Source organism: Corallococcus sp. CA047B (genome assembly GCF_003612065.1).
Lineage (GTDB): Bacteria > Myxococcota > Myxococcia > Myxococcales > Myxococcaceae > Corallococcus > Corallococcus praedator.
Window position 1 is genome coordinate 25,471 of sequence record NZ_RAWD01000004.1, and the last position, 23,077, is coordinate 48,547.

At 70.7% G+C, this 23,077-nt stretch carries 8 protein-coding genes; all 8 read left to right on the forward strand.

The window, feature by feature from the left end; translation table 11 throughout:
• Positions 1-51: 51 nt before the first annotated feature.
• The 8 genes from D7X74_RS01415 to D7X74_RS01450 all read left to right on the forward strand — a co-directional run bounded on the left by D7X74_RS01415 (position 52) and on the right by D7X74_RS01450 (position 23,050).
• On the forward strand, positions 52-6,453 hold the full coding sequence (locus D7X74_RS01415; protein ID WP_370450700.1) for a MupA/Atu3671 family FMN-dependent luciferase-like monooxygenase: 6,402 nt from the start codon (positions 52-54) through the stop codon (positions 6,451-6,453).
• A 10-nt stretch (positions 6,454-6,463) separates the two neighbouring features.
• Positions 6,464-11,047 carry a type I polyketide synthase gene (locus D7X74_RS01420; protein WP_199741742.1) on the forward strand — a complete coding sequence of 1,528 codons (4,584 nt, stop codon included), beginning with the start codon at positions 6,464-6,466 and terminating at the stop codon, positions 11,045-11,047.
• Positions 11,048-11,057: 10 nt separating this feature from the next.
• A complete protein-coding gene (locus D7X74_RS01425) occupies positions 11,058-15,446 on the forward strand; it encodes a type I polyketide synthase (protein ID WP_120531082.1) in 4,389 nt (1,462 codons plus the stop codon).
• Between the two features lie 26 nt (positions 15,447-15,472).
• On the forward strand, positions 15,473-16,249 hold the full coding sequence (locus tag D7X74_RS01430; protein ID WP_120531083.1) for a thioesterase II family protein: 777 nt from the start codon (positions 15,473-15,475) through the stop codon (positions 16,247-16,249).
• Positions 16,250-16,288: 39 nt separating this feature from the next.
• Positions 16,289-16,606 (forward strand): hypothetical protein, encoded by a 318-nt coding sequence (locus tag D7X74_RS01435; protein WP_120531084.1) that lies wholly within the window; start codon positions 16,289-16,291, stop codon positions 16,604-16,606.
• Between the two features lie 19 nt (positions 16,607-16,625).
• A complete protein-coding gene (locus D7X74_RS01440; RefSeq protein ID WP_120531085.1) occupies positions 16,626-17,495 on the forward strand; it encodes a cupin-like domain-containing protein in 870 nt (289 codons plus the stop codon).
• Between the two features lie 144 nt (positions 17,496-17,639).
• Positions 17,640-19,490: a sigma 54-interacting transcriptional regulator gene (locus D7X74_RS01445; RefSeq protein ID WP_120531086.1), complete on the forward strand. Its 1,851-nt coding sequence runs from the start codon at positions 17,640-17,642 to the stop codon at positions 19,488-19,490.
• Between the two features lie 32 nt (positions 19,491-19,522).
• Positions 19,523-23,050: a serine/threonine-protein kinase PknK gene (locus D7X74_RS01450; RefSeq protein ID WP_120531087.1), complete on the forward strand. Its 3,528-nt coding sequence runs from the start codon at positions 19,523-19,525 to the stop codon at positions 23,048-23,050.
• The last annotated feature ends 27 nt before the right edge of the window (positions 23,051-23,077 follow it).

A 23,077-nucleotide genomic window follows, 5' to 3' on the forward strand; every position in this document is an offset into this window, starting at 1 on the left:
GTGATGCGCGCCCCCAGCCCCGATCCCGATTCGTTCGCGACCCTTGTCGACGTGCTTCGCTTCCGGGCGGAGCACCAGGAAGGGGCGCTGCTCTACCGCTTCCTGGAAACCGGAGACGTGGACGGTCCGACGCAGGAGTGGACGTTCTCGCACCTGGACCGGCTCGCGCGAGGCATTGGCGCGATGTTGCAGGAGGCGGGGGCCACGGGGGAGCGGGCCCTGCTGTTGTTCCCTCCGGGGCTGGAGTTCGTGTCGGCCTTCATGGGCTGTCTGTACGCGGGCGTGGTGGCGGTGCCCGTGTATCCGCCGGAGCCGGGCCGCCTGGAGCGCACCCTGCCCCGCCTGCGCGCCATCGCCCAGGACTGCGGCGCGCGCTACGTGCTGACGACGTCCTTCCTGCGGGAGATGGCGGAGGTGATGTTGCCGCAGGCGCCGGAGCTGGCGTCGCTCACGTGGCTGGCCACGGACGCGACCACCGACGCGCAGGCGGAAGGCTGGCGCAAGCCGGACGTGGGCGCGAACACGCTCGCGTTCCTCCAGTACACCTCCGGCTCCACCGGCACGCCCAAGGGCGTGATGCTGAGCCACGCGAACATCCTGCACAACGAGCGGCTCATCCGCCGGGGCTTCGGGCACGACGCGAAGCACGCGGTGGGCATGGGCTGGCTGCCGGTGTTCCACGACATGGGGCTCATCGGCAACGTGCTCCAGCCGCTGTACCTGGGCTTCCCGTGCACGTTGATGTCGCCCATCGCCTTCCTCCAGCGGCCCCTGCGCTGGCTGGAGGCCGTGTCCCACTACGGCGCCACGACGAGCGGCGGTCCCAACTTCGCGTATGACCTGTGCGTCCGGAAGGTCACCCCCGACGTCCTGGAGCGGCTGGACCTGAGCCGCTGGACGGTGGCCTTCAACGGCGCCGAGCCGACGCGCGCGGAGACGCTGCGCCGCTTCACGGAGACGTTCGCGCCCCGGGGCTTCCGCCCCCAGGCGTTCTACCCCTGCTACGGCCTGGCGGAGGCGACGCTCATCGTCACGGGCGGCACCGCGATGGCCGGGGTCCAGGAGCTGACCGTCGACTCCGACGCGCTGGCGCACGACGAGGCGCGGAAGGTGGCGCCGGAGGACGCGGGTGCGCGCGTGCTCGTGTCGGTGGGACGCAGCGCGGAGGATCAGCAGCTGCGCATCCTGCACCCGGAGACGCGCACCGCCTGCGCCCCTGGCACGGTGGGGGAGATCTGCGTCGCGGGCCCGAGCGTGGCCCTGGGCTACTGGAACCGTCCTGAGGAGAGCGAGCGCGCCTTCGGCACCCGCCTGGAGGACGGCAGCGGCCCCTGGCTGCGCACGGGAGACCTGGGCTTCGTCCTGGACGGCGAGCTGTTCGTCACCGGCCGCCTGAAGGACCTGATCATCCTGCGCGGGCGCAACCTCTATCCCCAGGACATCGAGCTCACCGCCGAGCGCGCGCACCCGGCGGTGCGTCCGGGCTGCACCGCCACCTTCTCCGTGGATGTGGAGGGCGAGGAGCGCCTGGTGCTGGTCACCGAGGCGGACCTGCGCGCGAGTCCCACCGGAGCCGTCGGCGTCATCGAGGCCATCCGCGGCGCCATCGCGGATGAGCACGCGGCGCAGGTCCATGCCGTCGTCCTGGTCGAGCCGCGCACGATCCCCAAGACGTCCAGCGGGAAGATCCAGCGCCGCGCGTGCCGCGACGCCTTCCTGCAGGGCACGCTGGAGGTGGTGGAGCAGGCGGTCGCGGCGCCGGCGGAGTCCGCGCCCCAGGAGAGCGCCAGCGAGGTGCTGGCGCCGCTGCGCGAGGTGCTGCCCGCCACGCCGGAAGGTGAGCGGGCGGAGCGGGTGGAGGCGTTCGTCCGCGCCGAGGTGGCCCGCGCGAGCCGCGCGGCTCCGGCGAGCCTGTCGCGCGACGTACCCCTGGCCGGACTGGGGTTGGATTCGCTGGCGGTGATGGAGTTGCAGGGGCGCCTGGAGGCGTCGCTCGGCACGTCGGTGCCGGCCACGTTCCTGTGGGAGCATCCGACGCTGGCGGCGGTGTCGTCCGCGCTGCTGGCCACGTGGGAGCGCTCCCAGCTTGGCACCGTGGTGGAGGGCCCGGCGTTGCGCGCGGGCCCGCTCGACGGCGACCTGCCCCTGTCTCCCGGCCAGTTCCGGCTGTGGTTCCTCGACCGGCTGATGCCGGGCGTGCCGCTCTACAACGTCCAGTTCGGGCTGCGGATGGAAGGCGCCCTGGACACGGACGCGTTGCAGCGGGCCCTGGACGCGCTGGTGCGCCGGCACGCCATCCTCCGCACCGTCTTCCCCGAGGTGAACGGCGAGCCCCGCCAGCGGGTGCTCTCCCCTGCCCCGCTGTCACTGGGCCGGCATGACCTGACGGCCGTCGCGGCCGAAGCGCGGGAGCAGGCGCTGCGCGAGCACGCGCTGGCGCTCGGGCAGCGGCCGTTCTCCCTCACCGAGGGCCCGCTCTTCCACGCGGAGCTGGTGCGGCTGACGGACACGGAGCACGTGCTGCTGCTCACCCAGCACCACCTCATCACGGACGGGTGGTCCATCGGGGTGCTGGCCGGGGAGCTCGCCGCGCTCCACGGCGCCTTCGCGCGTGGGGCCGCGGATCCGCTGGCGCCGCCCGCGCTCCACTACGCGGACTATGCGCGCTGGCAGCGGGCACTCGTACCGACCCTGGCCGCGCAGCGCACGTTCTGGGCGCGGGGACTCAACGCGCTGCCGCGCCTGGAGCTGCCGACGGACCACGCCCGGCCCCGGGAGCAGGGCTCGCGCGGTGCCACCGTCACGTTCCAGTTGCCGCGCGACCTCACGGACTCGCTCCGTGCCCTGGGCCAGCGTGAAGGCTGCACGCTCTACGTCACGCTGCTGACCGCATACGCGGCGCTCCTGCACCGCTACACGGGTCAGGAGGACTTCGGCGTGGGCACCGTCGCGGCCCATCGCGAGCGCACGGCGGTGCGGGAGCTGATCGGGTTCCTGGCGAACACGCTCGTCATCCGCTGCGACCTGTCCGGCGGCCCCACGTTCCAGCAGTTGCTGAAGCGCGTGCGGGAGCAGGTGCGTGAGGCGCTGACCCACGGTGAGCTGCCCTTCGAGGAGGTCGTGGCGGCGACGAACGCCTCCCGCTCCGGCGACGGAAGCCCGCTGGTCCAGACGAGCTTCATGCTGGAGAGCCTGCCGGCGGTGACCACGAACGTGCCGGGCATGCGGTGGCGGCCGGAGCTGTCCACGCCGGATGGCGCCGTGGCGGGGACGTCCAAGTTCGACCTGTCGCTGGTGTTCGCCGAAGGCCCTGACGGGCTCGCTGGCGCGCTGGAGTTCCGGACGGACCTCTTCGAGGAGGCCACCATCCGCCGGCTCGTCGGGCACCTGGAGGTGCTGCTGCGAGGCGTGGTGGACGCGCCCGGACTTCCCGTGGGCGCGCTTGCGCTGCTGACCGGCCTGGAGCAGCAGCAGGTGCTGGAGGAGTGGAACCACGCCACGGACAACCAGGGTGGCGTGGCGTGCATCCACGAGCAGTTCCTCGCGCAGGCGCAGGAGACGCCCGACGCCATCGCCGTGGTGCACGACAACGAGTCGCTCACCTACGCGCAGCTGCGCCGCCGCGTCGGGGTGCTCGCTGCCCGGCTGCGGGCGCTGGGCGTGGGGCCGGAAGCGCGCGTGGGCATCAGCGTGGAGCGCTCGCTGGACACGGTGGTGTCGCTGCTCGGCATCCTGGAGGCCGGTGGCGCCTATGTGCCGCTGGATCCGGACTACCCGCGTGAGCGCCTGCTGTACATGCTGCGCGACTGCGGCGCGAAGGTGCTCGTCACGCAGTCGCACCTGGCGGGAGCGCTCGCGGGTCCGGACGTGACGGAAGTCCTGGTGGACGCCCTCGAGGATGGGCCCACGCTGGCGACCCTCGGTCGCTCCGCATCGCCTTCCAACGTCGCCTACGTCATCTACACCTCGGGCTCCACAGGTCAGCCCAAGGGCGTGATGGTGCCGCATGAGACCGTTGCCCGCTTCTTCGCCGCCATGGATCAGCGGCTGGACGGCACGAACGCGGGCGCATGGCTGGCCGTCACCAGCATCTCCTTCGACATCTCCGTGCTGGAGCTGCTGTGGACGCTCACGCGCGGCTTCAAGGTCGTGCTCCAGGGTGACGAGGCCGCCACCCTGCGCGCCCGCCGCCGCAAGGGGAGCGTGGCGAAGCCGCTGGACTTCAGCCTCTTCTACTTCGCGGACGACTCGGATCAGCCGGGAGACCGCTACCGGCTGCTGATGGAGGGCGCGAAGTTCGCGGACCGCAATGGCTTCGCGGCCATCTGGACGCCGGAGCGTCACTTCCACGCCTTCGGTGGCCTCTACCCGAACCCCTCCGTCACCGGAGCCGCCGTGGCCGCCGTCACGGAGCGCGTGGGCATCCGAGCCGGCAGCGTGGTGCTGCCCCTGCACCACCCGGTGCGCGTGGCCGAGGAGTGGTCCCTCGTCGACAACCTCTCCCGGGGCCGCGTGGGCATGTCCATCGCCTCCGGCTGGCACGCGGACGACTTCGTCTTCGCTCCCGAGCGCTACGCGAAGCGCAAGGAGGTGATGATGGAGAGCCTGGACGTCATCCGCCGCCTTTGGGCCGGAGAGACGGTCCGCTACCCGGGCGGCGCGGGCACGCCGGTGGATGTGCAGCTGCGCCCCCGGCCCGTCCAGCGCGAGCTGCCCGTGTGGCTCACCGCCGCCGGCAACCCGGAGACGTTCCGGGCCGCGGGCGCGGCGGGCGCCTTCGTCCTCACGCACCTGCTGGGCCAGGGCCTGGAAGAGCTGGGCGGGAAGATTGCCCTCTACCGCGAGGCGTGGCGCGCGGCCGGACACTCCGGCGAAGGCCACGTCACGCTCATGCTGCACACATACGTGGACAACGACGCGGAGCGCGTGAAGGCCCGCGTCGAGGGTCCCTTCAAGGCGTACCTGCGCAGCTCGCTGGACCTGATGTCGGGCATCGGGCGCAGCCTGGGGATGGACGTGGATGCGAAGTCGCTGCGGCCGGAGGACCTGGACCGCATCGTCACGCACGCGTTCGACCGCTACTTCGAAACCAGTGGTCTCTTCGGCACCCCGCGCGGCTGCCTGGCCATGGTGGAGCGGGTGCGCGAGCTGGGCGTGAACGAGCTGGGCTGCCTCATCGACTTCGGCATTGACGCCGACGCGGTGTTGGAGAACCTGCCCGCGTTGGATCAGCTCCGCCGGCTCGCCGAGCGCGATGGTCGCCGGAGCAGCGACGTCCCCACCCTGCCCGAACAACTGCGACGGCACGGCATCACCCACTTCCAGTGCACGCCTTCCCACGCGCGGGCCCTCACGCTCGACACGGAAGCCGTGGAGGCGCTCTCCGGACTGCGCCGGATGTTGGTGGGCGGCGAGGCCCTTCCCACCGCGCTCGCGAACACGCTCCAACAGGCCGTGCCCGGCGGCGTCGTGAACATGTACGGCCCCACGGAGACCACCGTCTGGTCCTCCACGCACGACGTGCGCGAGGCCACGGGCCCCGTGCCCATTGGCCGGCCCATCGCGCGCACGCGGATGTACGTGCTGAACCGGTTCCTCCAGCCCCTTCCCGCGGGCGTGCCCGGCGAGCTGTTCCTCGCGGGCGGCGGCGTGACGCGCGGCTACCACGCGCGGCCGTCGCTCACGGCCGAGCGCTTCGTGCCGGATCCGTTCAGCCAGGAGCCCGGCGCGCGCATGTACCGCACCGGTGACCTGGCAAGGTGGCGCGCCGACGGGACGGTGGAGTTCCTGGGCCGCGTGGACCATCAGGTCAAGGTGCGCGGCTTCCGCATCGAGACGGGCGAGGTGGAGACGGCGCTCTCGCGTCACTCCGGCGTGCGCGAGGCCGTGGTCGTGGCGCGCGAGGATTCGCCAGGGGATGCGATGCTCGTGGCCTACGTGGTGGGCACGGCGGAAACGGTTCCCGAGTCCTCCGTGCTGCGAGCCTTCCTCCAGCAGCACCTGCCCGAGCACATGGTGCCGTCGCTCTTCGTGGCGATGGAGCGGCTGCCGCTGACGCCCAATGGGAAGGTGGACCGCAAGGCGCTGCCCGCCCCGTCGCAGGCGCGGCGCGACACGGCCACCACCTACGCGGCCCCGCGTGGACAGTTGGAGGAGCGCATCGCCGGGGTGTGGCGCGAGGTGCTGCGGCTGGAGCGCGTGGGCATCCACGACAGCTTCTTCGACCTGGGGGGCCACTCGCTGCAGATGGTGCAGGTGCACCACCGGCTGAAGGCGGACCACCCGGAGCTGCAGCTGGTGAAGCTGCTGGAACATCCCACCATCGCCTCGCTGGCCACCTGGCTGGGTGAGGCTCCGACCGCGCGGGTCTCCATCGAGAGCGCCCAGGACCGGGCCCGCCGTCAGGTCGAGGTCCTTCGTCGCCAGCGCCAGCGAGCCACTCGGAAGGAGTGAGCGGCCCATGATGGACGAGCAGAATCCCCCGGACGCAATCGACGAGCTGGCCATCGCCATCGTCGGCATGGCCGGTCGCTTTCCCGGGGCCTCCGACGTGGAGGCCTTCTGGCGCAACCTGCGCGACGGCGTGGAGGGCATCCGCGCCTTCACGGACGAGGAGCTTCGGGCCCGGGGCGTGCCGGAGTCCGCGCTGCGCTCGCCGGACTTCGTCAGGTCCGGCGCGGTGCTGGAAGACGTGGACCTCTTCGACGCGGGCTTCTTCGGGTACTCGCCCCGCGAGGCCGCGCTGATGGATCCGCAGCACCGCGCGTTCCTGGAGTGCGCGTGGGAGGCGCTGGAGCGCTCGGGCTTCGACCCCGAGACGTCCCGCTCCGTCGGCGTCTTCGCCGGCACCAGCCTCAGCACGTACCTGCTCTTCAACCTGCTCACGCACCGCGAGCTCATCGAAGCCGGCGACACCTTCCAGGTGATGATCGGCAACGACAAGGACTTCCTCGCCACGCGGCTCGCGTACCACCTGGACCTGCGAGGCCCCAGCCTCGACGTGCAGACGGGGTGCTCCACTTCACTGGTGGCGACCCACCTCGCGTGTCAGGCACTGCTGGGCTTCCAGTGCGACGTGGCCGTCGCGGGCGGCGTCTCCGTGGATGTGCCCCAGCGCACCGGCTACACGCATCAGGCGGGAGGCATCGCCTCTCCGGACGGCCACTGCCGGCCCTTCGATGCGCAGGGACAGGGCACCGTATTCGGCAGCGGCGTGGGCATCGTGGTGCTCAAGCGGTTGGAGGACGCGCTCCGGGACGGCAATCCCATCCACGCCATCATCCGTGGCTCCGCCATCAACAACGACGGCGCGTCGAAGCTGGGCTTCACCGCGCCCAGCGTGGAGGGCCAGGTGGAGGTCATCGCCCGCGCCCAGGCCATGGCCGGGGTCACGCCGGATCAGATTGAGTACGTGGAGACGCACGGCACCGGCACGCTTCTGGGAGACCCCATCGAGGTCTCCGCGCTGACCCAGGTGTTCCGCGAGTCCACCGATGCCACCCGGTTCTGCGCGTTGGGGTCGGTGAAGTCGAACATCGGGCACCTGGATGCCGCGGCCGGCGTGGCGGGCCTCATCAAGGCCACGCTCGCGGTGGAGCACGGCCTCATCCCCCCGACGCTGCACTTCCAGACGCCCAATCCCAACATCGACTGGGAGCACAGCCCCTTCTTCGTCAACGCCGCGCCCCACGCGTGGAGCGCGAAGAACGGCCCCCGCCGCGCGGGCGTCAGCTCCTTCGGCATTGGCGGCACCAACGCCCACGCCATCCTGGAGCAGCCTCCCGCGCTGCCCGCCAGCGGACCGGGCCGGCCCTGGAAGCTGCTGGTGCTGTCCGCGAAGACAGAGGCCGCGCTGGACGCCGCGACCGTCCGGCTGGCGGAGCACCTGGAGCGTCACCCCGAGGTGGAGCTGGCCGACGTGGCCCACACGCTCCAGCGGGGTCGCAAGGCCTTCGCCCACCGCCGCTTCCTCGTGTGCGAGGACACGCGGGATGCCGCCGCGGTGCTCGCGTCGGGAGATCCGGAGCGGCTGGTCACGGCGAATGACCGGCTCGAGGACCGGTCGGTGGTCTTCATGTTCCCCGGCGGCGGCGCGCAGTACCTGCGCATGGGCGAGGCGCTGTACGCGCAGGAGCCCGTGTTCCGCGAGCACTTCGATGCGTGCGCGGCCCTGCTGAAACGCCACGCGGGTCTGAACCTGCACGACATCGTCTACCCTGCGAGGACGGCCGAGGAGACGGAAGGCAAGCTGACGCGGACCTCCACCGCCCTGCCCGCGCTCTTCGTCGTCGAGTACGCGCTCGCGAAGCTGTGGATGTCCTGGGGCATCGAGCCGCAGGCGATGATCGGCCACAGCGTGGGCGAGTACGTCGCGGCCTGCCTTGCCGGGGTCTTCTCGCTGGAGGACGCGCTCAAGCTGGTCTGCGAGCGCGGGCGGCTCTTCGAGCGACTGCCCCGGGGCGAGATGGTGAGCGTGTCCCTGTCCGAGGAGGCCATGCGGCCCCTGCTGGGAGACCACCTCTCGCTCGCGGCCCTCAACGGGCCGGAGCAGTGCGTGGTCGCGGGAGACAGCGCGGCGGTGGAGCGGCTCGTCGCGGAGCTGGGCACGCGGGGCGTCGAGTTCCGCCGACTGCACATCGACGTGGCGGCCCACTCGCACCTCGTGGAGCCCATCCTGCCGGCCTTCGGGACGTTCCTCGCGAAGCTCAAGCTGGGAGCGCCCACGCGGCCGTTCGTCTCCGGCGTGAGTGGGACGTGGATCACCCCGGCGGAGGCGACGAGCCCGGACTACTGGGTGCGCCACCTGCGCCACACGGTGCGGTTCGGCCAGGGGATTCAAACGCTGCTCACGGAGCCGAAGCACGTGCTCCTGGAGGTCGGCCCGGGCCGCACGCTCAGCTCCCTGGCGCGCTTGCAGATCGACCGCGCGTCCACGGTCCTCACCGCCGCGTCCATGCGCTCCACGCGCGAGACGCAGCCGGATGGCGCCTTCCTGCTCACCACCCTGGGTCGGCTGTGGCAGGCCGGCGTTCGCATCCCGTGGTCGCGCGTCCACGCGGATGAACAGCGCCGCTACGTGGTGCTGCCCACCTACCCCTTCGAGCGGCGTCGGCACTGGATGGATCCGCGTCCCGTGCACACGGCCACTCCGGTGGCCACGCTCCAGAAGCGGCCGGACATCGGAGACTGGTTCTACCTGCCCTCTTGGAAGCGGGCCCTTCCGCCCGCGCCGCCCACGGAGTTCGTGTCCCAGCGCTGGCTGCTCTTCGTGGATGCGCAGGGGTTGGGACAACAGTTGGCCCACCGGCTCCAGGAGGCAGGCCACAGCGTCACCACCGTTTCGGAGGGCACGTCCTTCGGCCGCGCGGGGGAGTCGGCGTATGAGCTTCAGCCGGACCGCCGGGACGACTACGCGTCGCTGATGGCTTCGCTCACCGAGGAGGACCGGCTGCCCGAGCGCATCGTCCACCTGTGGAGCGTGGACGGCTCTTCTGAGACGGAACGGGAGCGCGTGCAGCAGCTCGGCTTCACCAGCCTGCTCCTGCTCGCGCAGGCGCTGGGGTCGCTGTCCCAGTCCGTGCGCCATCTCGATGTCCTCTCCACCGGTGTGCAGGCCGTCACCGGACATGAAGCGCTGTGCCCGGAGAAGGCCACTGTGCTGGGGCCGTGCCGCGTGCTTCCTCGCGAGATGCCGCAGTTGACGTGCCGGAGCATCGATGTGGAGCTGGGGCGTACGGAGGCACTGGTCGAGCGACTGCTCGCGGAGCTGGCGGTCCCGGTGGCGGGCGCGACCATCGCCCTCCGGGGACACCACCGCTGGGAGCAGGGCTTCGAACCCGTGAAGCTGCCTCCCACGGTGTCCCGGCTGCGGCAGCGCGGCACATACCTCATCACCGGTGGACTCGGTGGCATCGGCCTGGTGCTCGCGGAGCACCTCGCGCGCACGGTGCAGGCGCGGCTCGTGCTGCTCGGACGCTCCGCCTTTCCCGAACGTGCGGAGTGGGCGGGCTGGCTCGCCACGCACGGCGAGGCGGACGCGACCAGCCACCGCATCCAGCAGCTCCAGGCACTGGAAGCACTTGGCGCGGAAGTGCTCGTGCTGCGCGCGGACGTGGGCGATGCCTCGCGGATGGAGGCCGTGCTCCAACAGGCGCGGGACACCTTCGGCGAACTCCACGGTGTCATCCACGCGGCGGGCGTTCCGGCGGGCGGACTGAGCCAGTTCAAGACGGCCGACTCCATGGCCACGGTCTTCCGGGCGAAGCTCCAGGGCACCCGGGTACTGCATGCGCTGCTGCGCGGCACGCCGTTGGACTTCTTCATGCTGTGCTCATCGCGCACGGCCATCGTCGGGGACTTCGGCCAGGTCGAGCACTGCGCGGCCAATGCCTTCCTGGATGCCTTCGCCCAGGAGCGCGCGGCGGAGGGCGACGGACCGGTGTTCGCGGTGGGCTGGGACACGTGGCAGGAGGTGGGCCAGGCCGTCACCACCGCGATGCCGGACTCGCTGAAGCACCTTCGTGACGCCCTGTTGGAACACGGCCTGAAGTCGGACGAGGGCCGTCGGGTGTTCGACCGCGTCCTGGGCGCGAAGCTGCCGCAGGTGCTGGTGTCCACGCAGGACCTTTCCGCCGTGCTCGCGAACAACCCCAATCCCTTCCAGGTCCAGGACCTGATGCCCTCACTCACGGACGCGCTGTCGTCCGCGGCGGCCGCCGGGGACGTGGAGGTCGCGGGCGGGGACACGGGGCAGAAGCTGGCGTCCATCTGGCAGCGGCTCCTGGGGGTGGAGCGGGTGAACCCCCACGACAACTTCTTCGACCTGGGCGGCAACTCGCTCATCGGGTTGAAGGTCATCGCGGAAGTGAAGCGCTCGATGGGCGTGGACCTGCCCGTCGTCAAACTCTTCGAGAACCCCACCCTGGGCGCGCTGACCCGGTTGCTGGGCGGCGGCCCGGAGCCTGAAGCAGCCCCCACCTTCACGGAGCGCCGCACGCGCGGCGCCCAGCGCAGGGAGCGGTTCCAGCGCAAGCTGGATCCGAAGTAGGAGTCACCTCATGGCGGACACCTTGACCGGCGCTGAAGTCGCCATCGTCGGCATCGCGGGACGCTTTCCCGGCGCGAAGGACCTGGACGAGTACTGGCGCAACATCTGCGACGGCGTCGAGTCCATCGTCCGGTACACGGATGAAGAGCTGCTCGCGCTCGGCGCGGACCCCACGCTGCTGCGCACGCCAGGCTTCGTGAAGGCGGCGGCACGGCTGGAGGACTGCACCCGCTTCGACGCCGGCTTCTTCAGCTACACCCCGCGCGAGGTGGAGCTGATGGATCCGCAGCAGCGCCTCTTCCTGGAGTGCGCTTGGGAGGCCCTGGAAGGCGCGGGCCACCGGGGCACGCCGGACGAAGAGCTGCTCGTGGGCGTCTTCGGCGGCGCGGCCCTGAGCACCTACCTGCTGGTGAACCTGGCCTCCAATCCGACGGTGCTGCGCTCGGTGGATCCGCTCCAGCTCAACCTGGGCAACGCCGGCAGCTTCCTCACCACGCGCGTCTCCTACAAGTTGGATCTGAAGGGGCCCAGCTTCAACGTGGAGAGCGCCTGCTCCACGTCGCTCGTCGCGGTCCACGTCGCCTGCCAGAGCCTGCTCAATGGCGAGTGCGACCTGGCGCTCGCGGGCGGCGTCTCCATCAACCTCACGCAGCAGTACGGCTACCCGTTCATCGAGGGCGGCATCCTCTCACCGGACGGCCACTGCCGGCCCTTCGACGCGGACGCGCGGGGCATCGTCTTTGGCAGCGGCGCGGGCGTGGTGGCGCTGCGCCGCCTGTCGGATGCGCTGGCGGACGGGGACTTCATCCACGCGGTCATCAAGGGCTCGGCCGTCAACAACGATGGCGCGAACAAGGTGGGCTACACCGCGCCCAGCGTGGACGGACAGGCGGAGGTCATCGCCGAAGCCCTGGGCAGCGCGGACGTCTCCCCGGAGTCCATCGCGTACGTCGAAGCGCACGGCACCGGCACCTCGCTGGGAGACCCCATCGAGGTCCAGGCGCTCAACAAGGCCTTCGGTGGCACCGATGCGCCGAAGCGCTCCTGCGCCCTGGGTTCGGTGAAGGCGAACATCGGTCACCTGGATGCGGCGGCCGGCGTCGCCGGATTGATCAAGACGGTGCTGGCACTGCGTCACCGCAAGCTGCCGCCCAGCCTCCACTTTGAACAGCCCAACCCGCACATCCCCTGGAACAACGGCCCCTTCTTCGTCAACACGGACCTGAGGGAGTGGAAGGCCGGCAAGGAGCCGCGCCGCGCGGGCGTCAGCGCGTTCGGCATGGGTGGCACCAACGCGCACCTCGTGCTGGAGGAGGCTCCGGCCAGGGACACCGCCCTGGCCGCGCGCTCGACGCAGTTGCTGGTCCTGTCCGCGAAGACGCCCACGGCGTTGGACGCGATGACCGCGAACCTCGCCGCCCATCTGCGCGCGCGGCCCACGGCCTCCCTGGCCGACGTGGCCCACACGCTCCAGACGGGGCGTCGGCGGTTCGCGCACCGGCGGGCGGTGGTCTGCGACAGCGTGCCGGACGCGGTGGAAGCGCTCGCGGGCGAGTCGCGCGCCCGCCGCCAGCTCACCGGCACCGAGGAGCGCACGGCGAGGCCCGTGGTCTTCCTCTTCCCGGGACAGGGCACGCAGTCCGTGCGGATGGCGGCGGACGTGTACCGGGGCGAGCCGGTGTTCCGCGAGCAGGTGGACGCCTGCGCGGCGCTGCTGAAGCCTCACCTGGGCTTCGACCTGCGGCAGGTGCTCTACCCCGCCACGGAGGCCACGGCCGACGCCGCACGCCAGCTCGAAACGACGCGGGTGACGCAGCCCGCGCTGTTCACCGTGGAGTACGCGCTCGCGAAGCTGTGGATGTCCTGGGGCATCGAGCCACAGGCGATGATCGGCCACAGCGTCGGTGAGTACGTCGCGGCCTGCCTCGCGGGCGTCTTCTCCCTGGAGGACGCGCTCAAGCTGGTGGTGGAGCGCAGCCAGCTGATGCAGGACCTGCCGGGCGGCACGATGCTGTCCGTGGCGCTGCCGGAAGCGGAGCTGTCGCCGCTCCTGCCCCCGGACGTGTCGCTGGCGGCGGTCAACGCGCCCTCCTTCTGCGTCGTCGCGGGCCCCACGCCCGCGGTGGAAGCACTCCGGGTCCAGCTCGTCGACAGGAAGGTGGCCTGCCGGGTGCTGAAGACGTCGCACGCCTTCCACTCGGGGATGATGGAGCCCCTCCTGGAGCCGTTCGCCGCCCGGGTGCGCAAGCTCACGCTCAAGGCCCCGCGCATCCCCTACGTGTCCAACGTCACCGGCACGTGGATCACCCCGGCGGAAGCCACCTCCCCGAAGTACTGGGCCACGCACCTGCGTCAGGCCGTGCGCTTCGCCGCGGGCCTGGAGACGCTGCTCCAGCAGCCCGACCGCGTGCTGCTCGAAGTCGGGCCGGGCCGCACCCTCACCACCTTCGCCAACCAGTTGGGGAAAGTGCGAGGCGTCCGCGTATCGGCCATCACCACCCTGCGCCATCCGGACGACGCGCAGTCCGACCTGAACGTGCTGCATGGGGCGATGGGCCAGTTGTGGATGGAGGGCGTGGAGCCGGACTGGAAGCGCTACCACCGGGGCGAGTCCCGCCGCCGCATGCCGCTGCCGACCTACCCCTTCGAGCGGCGCCGCTACTGGATTGAGGCCAGCCACGTCCCGACGGTGGCCACCGGGGTGTCGACGGAAGTCTCCGCGGCCACCGTGGTTCCGGATGTGTCCGCGACCCAGCACCCGCGTCCCGCGCTGCGCACCACCTACGTCGCGCCCCGCACCGAGCAGGAAGGCGCCATCGTCCGCATCCTCCAGGACGTGCTGGGCATCGACCCGGTGGGCATCCACGACAGCTTCTTCGACCTGGGGGGCCACTCGCTGCTGGCCACCGCCGTCGTCGGGCGGTTGCGCGACACCTTCGGCGTGACGGTGCCGCTCCAGTCGCTGTTCGAAGCCCCTACCGCCAGCCAGCTCGCGGCGCTCCTGAACAACCTGGGCGTGGCCCAGGAGCCCCGGAACGAGGACGCGGCGAAGGATGCCCTCGTGCGTGCGCTGACCGCGCTCCAGGAGCAGCAGGCCGCGCCCAGGGAGCCGGAAGCGCCCACCGGCGTGGCCGTCCAGACATCCGCAAGCACCCGGCCGCTCCACGTGCTCATCCTGGCCATGGAGTACACGCCCAACATCGCGGGCGGCGTGGGCACGTATGTCTATGAGCTGGCCAACGGGCTCGCGCGCTCCGGCCACCGGGTGACGGTGCTGTCCTATACGCCCGGGGAAGCCCGCGTCGTGCGCCAGCCCAACGGCGTGACGGTGCACATGGTGCCGCCCGGCAAGGCGAGCTTCGCCCAGGCGGCGCACCTGACGCTGGTGCAGGGCATCCGCGCCTTCAACGAGGACCTGTACCAGTACGGCCGCGCGCGCATCGCGGAGGAGAAGCCGGACCTCCTGCACTTCCACCAATGGCATACACACGAGGCCGCGCGCCGGCTGGGCCGTGAGTCAGGCGTGCCCGTCATCGGCACCAGCCACTACATCTCCGAGCCCGTGGAGCGGTGGTGGGGACAACAGCCGGACCCGGAGATCGTCGAACAGGAGCGCAGCTTCTACGACGGCGGCACCCACGTCGTGTCCGTGAGCGCCTCCATGAGCACGCTCATCCGCGAGCAGTACCGCCTGCCTTTGGAGAAGCTCCACACCATCCACTGCGCGATGGAGCTGGAGCCCTTCATGAAGTCACCGCACGGCGCGGACGCCTTCGCGAAGCTGCGCGCCACGGTGGCGGGGCCAGAGACGCGCGTCGTCCTCTACACCGGGCGCCTCCACCCGATGAAGGGCATCCCCGCGCTCTTCGCCTCCGCCGAGCGCGTGCTCGCCGCGAGGCCGGACACCGTCTACCTGCTCGCGGGCGGCACGGACTCGCGCGAGTCCACGCAGATGGTTCACCAGTTGCGCGAGCAATACGCGCCCCTGCTCGGCCGCATCAAGCTGCTGGGCAAGCTGCCGCGCTCGCAACTGGGGCTCCTGCACCGCATCGCGGACGTAGCGGTGGTGCCGTCCATCTACGAGCCCTTCGGCTACACCGCCATCGAGACCATGGCCTCCGGCGTCCCGCTGGTGGCCACCGACGTCGGAGGGTTGTCGGAGATCCTCCAGCACGGAGAGTCCGGCCTCCACGTCCCCGTCCGCCCCGTCTCCGGCAGCGAGCTGCATGAAGTGGAAGTCGCGCAGCTCGCCAACGCCACGCTCGCCCTCCTGAACGATCCGGCACGCGCCCGGAAGCTGGGCGACGCAGGCCAGCGCCGCGTGGCCGACCTCTTCGGCCTGGAGCGGATGATCACCGCCAACATCGCCCTCTACCGCCGCGTCCTCGGCGCCCCCTGAACCGCCCCGCCCTTTCGAGATCCGCCATGGAGCCCACCCCGAACGCCACCGAGTCCTGGCTCTCCCACCACACCCCGAGGCCGGAGGCGCGCGTGCGCCTGTTCTGCCTGCCGCATGCAGGCGGAGGGGCCTCGCTGTTCCGCACGTGGGCACCGCACCTGGCGCCCGACGTGGAGGTGCTCCCCGTCCAGCTCCCGGGCCGGGAGAACCGCCTGCGCGAGACGCCCCTCACGGAGGTGCCCGCGCTGGTGGAGCAACTGGTGGACGTGGTGCGAGCGCGGCAGGACAAGCCCTTCGCCCTGTTCGGTCACAGCATGGGGGCGCTCCTGGCCTTCGAGCTGGCCCGGGCTCTGCGCCGCCACGGGCTCCCCGAGCCGCTGCACCTGTTCCTCGCAAGCTACACCGCGCCGCAATTGCTGACGCGCACTCCGCCCAAGGCACGGACGCACGAGGCGGATCCGGAAGTGGTGCGGGCCCTGCTCACCGAGCGGGGCATCCCCGAGTCGATGGGTGAGGAGCTGAAGCAGTTGGTCCTGCCGTCGCTGCTGGCGGACACGGCCGTCTGCGAAAGCTACCAGTACACCGAGGAGGCACCGCTGGAGTGCCCGGTGTCCGCGTTCCGGGGCAGCGAGGACTACGTGCAGGAGCACCACCTGGAGGGCTGGCGCGAGCAGACGCGCGGCCCGTTCACGGCCCGCTCCTTCCTGGGCGACCACTTCTTCCTCCGGGACACACCCCGAGGACTTTTGCAGGCCCTGCGCCGAGCGCTCGCGAGCCCCGCGGGTTCCGCCCGGGCGGCCTGAAGCACCCTTCCCCTTCCTCAACTCAAGGAGTCTGCAGCGATGAAGTTCCTCATCTTCGCCAAGGATCGTCAGAGCGGCCCGCAGCCCCCGGATCCGGTCGCCCTCAACCGCGACGTGCGCGACTGGGTCGGCGCGCGGCTGATGGATGGCACCATGGACTGCGCGTACTACGTGCTGCCCAAGATGGGCATGTGCATCCTCAACGCCGAGTCCCACGAGGCGTTGTTGACGCGGCTGCGCGAGTGGCCCTCGTTCCCCTACCAGGAGTTCGAGGTGCACATGCTCGCGGACGTGCGCCACGGCATCGACAACAACTTCGAGCGGCTGAAGAAGGCCGCCGCGCCGCAGGAAGCCTGAGAAAGGCCGGGAGCCCCCCATGAGCACCAGTGCCGCGATGAAGCGCCCCGAGCCGCAAGCGCCCGAGCGCATCCCGATGATGTCCCGCCAGGAGTTCTACGCCAGCATCGGCGGCCTGGATAAGCCGGTCATCTTCGTGGACGCCATGAAGGACTGGCCCTCCACGGCGAAGTGGACGTTCGACTACTTCCGCGACGCGCACGGCGACAAGGAAGTGACGGTGGAGTGGCTCAAGTACGCGCACGGGGACAAGACCTCCGTGAAGCGCACCGGCACGGTGAAGAAGGTGAAGCTGCGCGAGTACGTGGACGCGCTGAAGGCCCGGAACGAGCCGGAGGTGGGCTACCTCATCGGCAAGGACATGTACGCCGTCCTGCCGGAGCTGCTGGGCGACCTGCGCTTCCCCAACTACGCGTCCCAGAAGCGCCTGACGGAGCAGCTCTTCTTCATGGGGCCCAAGGGGTCCTTCACGCAGCTGCACCTGGACCGCGCGCACAACCTGCACGCCCAGGTTGTCGGCAGCAAGCAATGGCAGCTCTACTCCCCGGCGAGGGACGCGCAGCTGCGGCCCCGGAAGCTGGACTTCGTCTGGTCGGTGGTCAGCGAGTACGACCTGGTGCCCGGCGGAGGCAATCCAGACGTGCTGCCCAACGGCGTGGCGCCGGACTACGACTTCACGCTGGAAGCCGGGGAGATTCTGTACGTGCCCTACGGCTGGTGGCACCGGGTGCTCACCACGGAGGCCTCCATCTCCACGAACCTGTGGTGGTGGACCTATTCGATGCTGGGCCGGATTGGCCCGGTGCTCGTGCCGTCACTGGCCAAGGGCTTCGTGAAGGGCCTGAAGAAGAAGTCCATCCGCCGTGGCTACTACGGCGACAAGGGCTGACGCGGCCCCCAATCGGACAACTGAGACATCCAGGACCCGATTCCACCTTGACCCGGTGGAACGGGCCCCAGGCACACGGCTGTGTTTCGAGGCCGTTCTCAATTCCTGATATAGGGGGAGGCACTCCTGGAAGGGGGGCCAAACATGCCCGTGGGGGACCCACGACAGGCATCAGCTGCCACGGAAACGGGAACCATCACGAACGACGCGGAGGTGGAGCTGCCGGAGGGCCAGGAGCAACGGCTCGCGGTCGTCGTCCAGCATGAGCATGGCGCCGAGCTGGGACTGCTGACACCCGACGTTCCCTTGACCATCGGCCGCGGCGAGCCCTCCATCCTGCGCATCAATGACCGTCGCCTCTCGCGGGTCCATGCGCGCTTCGTGCTCTCCGACCACCGCGTCACGGTCGAGGATCTCGACTCGAAGAATGGCTCGCGGATCGCGGGTCGGCGCATCGACAAGGCCTACCTGGAGATCGGCGACGAGGTCCGGCTCGGAGGGTTGCCAGCGCGGATCCACGCGCTCGGCAGTACGGGGCAGTCACTGCGTTTCGAGGGAGATGAACCCTTCCGGCGCGCGGTGGAGGAAGAGTCAGCCCGAGCCCGGCAGTTCCACCGCCCCTTCGCGCTGCTCGTGGTGCGCGCCCCCCGGGTCCAGAGAGGAGGCGATTCCGCCTCGCATGAGGAGCATGTCCACCGATGGCTGGAGCGCGTGCATGACCGGCTGCGTCCCGTGGACCGGATCGCGCCGTATGGCTCCAACGCCATGCAGCTCCTCCTTCCGGAGACCGGGCCCGAGGAGGCGCTTCGCATCGCGCGCGCCATCGCCACCGCGCCTCAAGGCTCAGGGCCGTCGCTTGTCGTGGGCGTCTCCCTGTATCCGGGTACCGCAGGCACCGTGGAGGAACTCATCGAGTTGGCGCGCGCGGCCGCCAACCGCGCCGGCTCCGAACACCCCGTGGAGGTGACATCGACGGCCCCCTGGTTCGACAGCAGCACCGTGGCCGGGGACACCGTCATCGCCGGAGCCGCCATGCGCGGACTGCTGGACACCGCGCATCAGGTCGCGGCGTCGCGGGTGCCGGTCATCCTCCAGGGAGAGACGGGCACGGGCAAGGAGGTGCTGGCCCGCTTCCTCCATGATCAGGGGCCTCGGCGCGCCCAGCGGATGGTGCGGGTCAACTGCGGTGCCATTCCCAAGGAGCTCGTTGAGAGCACGCTCTTCGGTTACGAGCGCGGGGCGTTCACGGGCGCCGGGCAACAGAAGCAAGGCGTCTTCGAGGAGGCCCACGGCGGCACCGTGTTCCTCGATGAGATTGGCGAGATGCCACTCGCGGCGCAGGTGGCGCTCCTGCGCGTGCTTGAGACCGGCTCGTTCTCAAGGGTGGGCGCTAGCAAGGAAATCACCGTCGACGTGCGCATCATCGCCGCGACGCACCGGGACCTCGAAGGGATGGTGGCGGCTGGGAGTTTCCGGGAGGACCTCTACTACCGGCTCAACGCCATCCTCCTGGCCATTCCCCCGCTGCGGGAGCGCGCGGACGAACTCGAACCGCTCGTGCACCGGTTCCTGAGGCTCGCCAACGAGGGCAACGGCCGCAATGTGCAGGGGTTCGAGTCCGCGACGCTGGAGCTGCTGCGGGCCTACTCCTGGCCCGGCAACGTGCGAGAATTGAAGAACGCCATCGAGCGCGCCGTCGTGGTCGCGCGTGGAGCGCTGCTGGCGCCTGGCGATCTGCCCGCGCGGGTCCAGGCGGCAGGCGCGGTGGCGGAGCGGCCTGTCAGCAAGCCGTCCCCCGCCGCGCGGGCAGCGCCCGGACTGGAGCCGGAAGGAGCAAGCCGGTCTCACGATCAGGTGCGGGACTATGAGGCGAACCTCCTCCGGGAGACCCTCGTCGCGACGGGCTGGAACCGCACCGAGGCAGCGAAGCGGCTTGGACTCCCGGTGCGGACCCTCTCCTACCGGATGCAGATCCTGGGGCTCAAGAAGCCCTAGGCCCTGCCGGGATTTCTTCGCTCCGGTACAGCATGACGGTCCTCTCCCATCAGGATGAGTCCTCCGCGGCACGGCCTTTCCGCGTCGGGCCCTACCGCATCACCGGCCTGCTCGGCCGCGGCGGAATGGGAGTGGTCTACCGCGCGGAGCATCCGGAGCAGGCCGCGCCGGTGGCCCTCAAGACAGTCCGGGCACCCTCCGAGGTGTTGCTCGCGGGCATCCGACGGGAAATCCACGCGCTCCGGCGGTTGGACCATCCGGGCATCGCCCGCATCCTCGACGAGGGCCTCTCCCACGGCCTCCCCTACTACGTGATGGAGCTCTTCGAAGGGGGAACGCTGCGAAGCCGCTTGGGCGCGCCTCGGTGGAGCAGGAGCCCTGAGTCCTCCGCCGGAGGCTCCACCGGAACGTGGCTGCCCACCTCCACCGACGCCACCATGACGAGCCCCCTGGCGGAGCCCCACTCCATTCCGGTGACGGCCTCCAAGCGCCCCAGGCTCGATCTCCCCGCGCTCCGCGCGCCGCTGTCCCTGGTTCGAGCGCTCTGCGCACCGCTGGCCCACCTTCACGGAGAGGGCCTCGTCCACCGCGACCTCAAGCCCGAGAACATCTTCATCCGGGACGATGGGCGGCCCGTGCTCGTGGATTTCGGGATCGCCGCCTCGTTCAGCGGCGCCGCGAGCCGGGAGGAACTCGCCGCCGAAGGGCGCGTCATGGGCAGCGTGGCCTACATGGCGCCCGAACAGCTCCAGCGAGAACTCGTGGACGCGCGCGCGGATCTCTACGCGCTCGGCTGCATTCTCTATGAGTGCCTCGTCGGCCGCCCGCCTTTCATCGGCTCGTGGGCGGGCTCCATCATGTTCCAACACCTGAACGAGGCGCCGGTGCCTCCCTCCCGACATGTCGAGGGTGTCCCGGAGGAACTCGAACGGCTGGTGTTGCGGCTCCTCGAGAAGCACCCGAACGACCGGCTTGGCTACGCCGAGGATGTCGCCGGGGCGCTCGATACGATGGGCGTCGAAGGCGATGGCCGCGAGGGTCTGCCGCGTCCCAGAAGCTACCTGTATCGCCCCGGGCTTGAAGGCCGTGCGGGTCCCATGGAGGAACTGGGGGACGCACTGGAGCAGCTCCGCCGGGAGCGGCGCGGGCAGCTCATCCTCCTGGAGGGAGAGAGCGGCGTGGGCAAGACGCGGCTCGCCCTGGAGCTGGCCCTGCTTGCCCATCGGCGTCAGGTGCGGGTGGTGACGGGACAATGCGCCCCGTGGAGCACGACCGCTCCGGAGCAGGACGGGGCGGCCGTCCCACTCCATCCCTTCCGCCCGCTGCTTCAACTGCTCGCGGATTCCTGCCGTGCGCGGGGAGCCACCGCGGCCGAGCGGCTGCTGGGCACGGGCGGCAGGTGGCTCGCCCTCTTCGAGCCCTCGCTCGCGGAGCTTCCGTGGGTGGAGGAGCAGCCAGAACTCCCGGCGCTGCCACCGGCCGCGGCCCAACAGCGCATCCTGGAGACGCTGCGCAAGGCGCTGCTCGGCCTCTGTGAGGAGCAGCCCATCCTCCTCGTCCTCGATGACCTGCAATGGGCCGACGAACTCTCGCTCGCGGTCTTGAAGGCGTTGGCTGCCCGGGGAGGTGAGCCGGGACTGCTCATCCTGGGAACCTATCGCCTGGGGGAGACAGGCATGGAGTTCACGGAGCTGCTGAGCGCGCCGGGGGCTCGGAGGATTCCGCTCGGCCGCCTTGAACGGGAAAGCGTCGCGGCGATGGTGGCCGGGATGCTGGCGCTCCGCGAGTCACCCGAAGCCCTGGTGGCCTTCCTGGCGGACAGCTCGTCCGGCAATCCCTTCTTCATCGCGGAGTACCTGCGCGCGGTCATCGACGAAGGGCTCCTAGCGCGGGACAGGACGGGGGCCTGGCACCTGCGCCAGCCTGATGAACGGGCGGACAGCATGGCGCGCCACGTGCTCCTGCCGCGCACGCTGGCCGAACTCATCGAGCGTCGCTTGTCCGCGCTCGGGGGTGACGGGCAACAACTGGTGGAGTGCGCGGCGGTGCTGGGGCGCGAGTTCGACGGCGCGCTGCTGCCCACCCTGGCCGGGCTTTCGGAGACAGCGGCACTCGACGCACTCGGGGAGCTGCGCAGGCGCCAGTTCATCGAGGAGACCCCGTCGGGGCGGCTCAGCTTCGTGCACGACAAGCTCCGGGAGACCGCCTACGCGCGCACGGCCCTGGAGCGGCGGCGCGAGCTGCACCTGCACGCGGCCCGCTGGCTCGAGGCACGCTCCCAGGACCTTCCGGATGCCTTCCCGGAGCTCGGGCACCACTTCTCGCGGGCCGGGATCCCCGACAAGGCGCGCCTCTACCTCGGCCGCGCGGCCGACCGGGCGCGGGTGACGTACGCCAACGGAGAGGCGATCCGGCTCTATCAGGCGGCGCTCAAGGAAGCGCCCGGGGCCCGAAACGAGCACTTCGCGCAGGAGGAAGGATGGCGAACGGAGGCCCTCCCGCTCCACGAGTCGCTCGGAGATGTGCTCGCGCTCGTGGGGCGGCACGAGGAGGCCCGGGCTGCCTACGCCCAGGCCCTGGCGTGCCCCCCGCGGGAGCGCGGGCTCGTGCTGGCGCGCCTGCACCGAAAGACAGGCAAGGCCTGGGAGATACACCACGCGCACGACGAGGCGCTCCTGGCCTACGGCGCCGCGGAGCAGGCGCTGGGCGCTCCCGCGCTCGAAGCCGAGGAGGCGTGGTGGAACGAGTGGCTGCACATCCAGATTGAACAACTGGCGGTGCACTACTGGACGGCGCGGCTGGACGTGATGGAGGCGTTGTCACGACGCATCGCGCCCACCGTGGAGCGCCACGGCACGCCGCTGCAGCGGGCCCGCTTCTTCGAGGTGCGCGTCCAACGAAACCTTCGAGCAGAGCGCTACCTGCCGTCCGCGGAGACCGTGCGCTTCGCGCGGGATTACCTGCGGGCCAGCGAGTCCTCGGGAGATCCGGACGAGAGCGCCGAAGCGGGTTGTGTGCTCGCCTGCGTGCTGCTGTGGCACGGCATGCTGGAAGAGGCCGGCGACCGGATACTCGCCACGGTGGAGCGGGCAATACACACCGGGGACATGGCCCTGGAGGTGCGGGGGCTCACCTACCTGACGCAGTTCCACCGGAGGCGGCGCGCCGTCGAGGTGACGCGTGACTGCGCCGAGCGGAGCCTGCGGGCCGCCGAGGCCGGCAGGATGACGAGCTATGTCGGCGCGGCCCACGCCAACCTGGGCTGGGTGGCCCTGCGCGCGGGACACCCCGAGGACGCGAAGCGCCACTGCCAGGCGGCGCTCCAGCACTGGGACACCACTTCACTCATCTACCCCTTCGAATGGATGGCCCTGCTTCCCCTGGCCCTGCTGGAACTCCGGAGTGGAAGGGCCGCGGACGCGGCGCTCCGGGTGGCGCGCCTGTTGAAAACAACACAGCAGCGACTGCCCGACACGCTCGCGGTGTCACTCCTGCAAGCCCATACGGCCAGGGACATCGAGAGCGCGCTCCAGGAGGCGGAGCGCGCCGGCTATCTGTAGCAACCCGCAGTTCCCAGAAGAGGGCTC

What these genes read in the sequence shown, in the direction of transcription:
- D7X74_RS01420 (WP_199741742.1), top strand. Translation starts at nt 6,464, where the DNA reads ATGGACGAGCAGAATCCCCCGGACGCAATCGACGAGCTGGCCATCGCC.
- D7X74_RS01425 (WP_120531082.1), top strand. Translation starts at nt 11,058, where the DNA reads ATGGCGGACACCTTGACCGGCGCTGAAGTCGCCATCGTCGGCATCGCG.
- D7X74_RS01445 (WP_120531086.1), top strand. Translation starts at nt 17,640, where the DNA reads ATGCCCGTGGGGGACCCACGACAGGCATCAGCTGCCACGGAAACGGGA.
- D7X74_RS01435 (WP_120531084.1), top strand. Translation starts at nt 16,289, where the DNA reads ATGAAGTTCCTCATCTTCGCCAAGGATCGTCAGAGCGGCCCGCAGCCC.
- D7X74_RS01440 (WP_120531085.1), top strand. Translation starts at nt 16,626, where the DNA reads ATGAGCACCAGTGCCGCGATGAAGCGCCCCGAGCCGCAAGCGCCCGAG.
- D7X74_RS01450 (WP_120531087.1), top strand. Translation starts at nt 19,523, where the DNA reads ATGACGGTCCTCTCCCATCAGGATGAGTCCTCCGCGGCACGGCCTTTC.
- D7X74_RS01430 (WP_120531083.1), top strand. Translation starts at nt 15,473, where the DNA reads ATGGAGCCCACCCCGAACGCCACCGAGTCCTGGCTCTCCCACCACACC.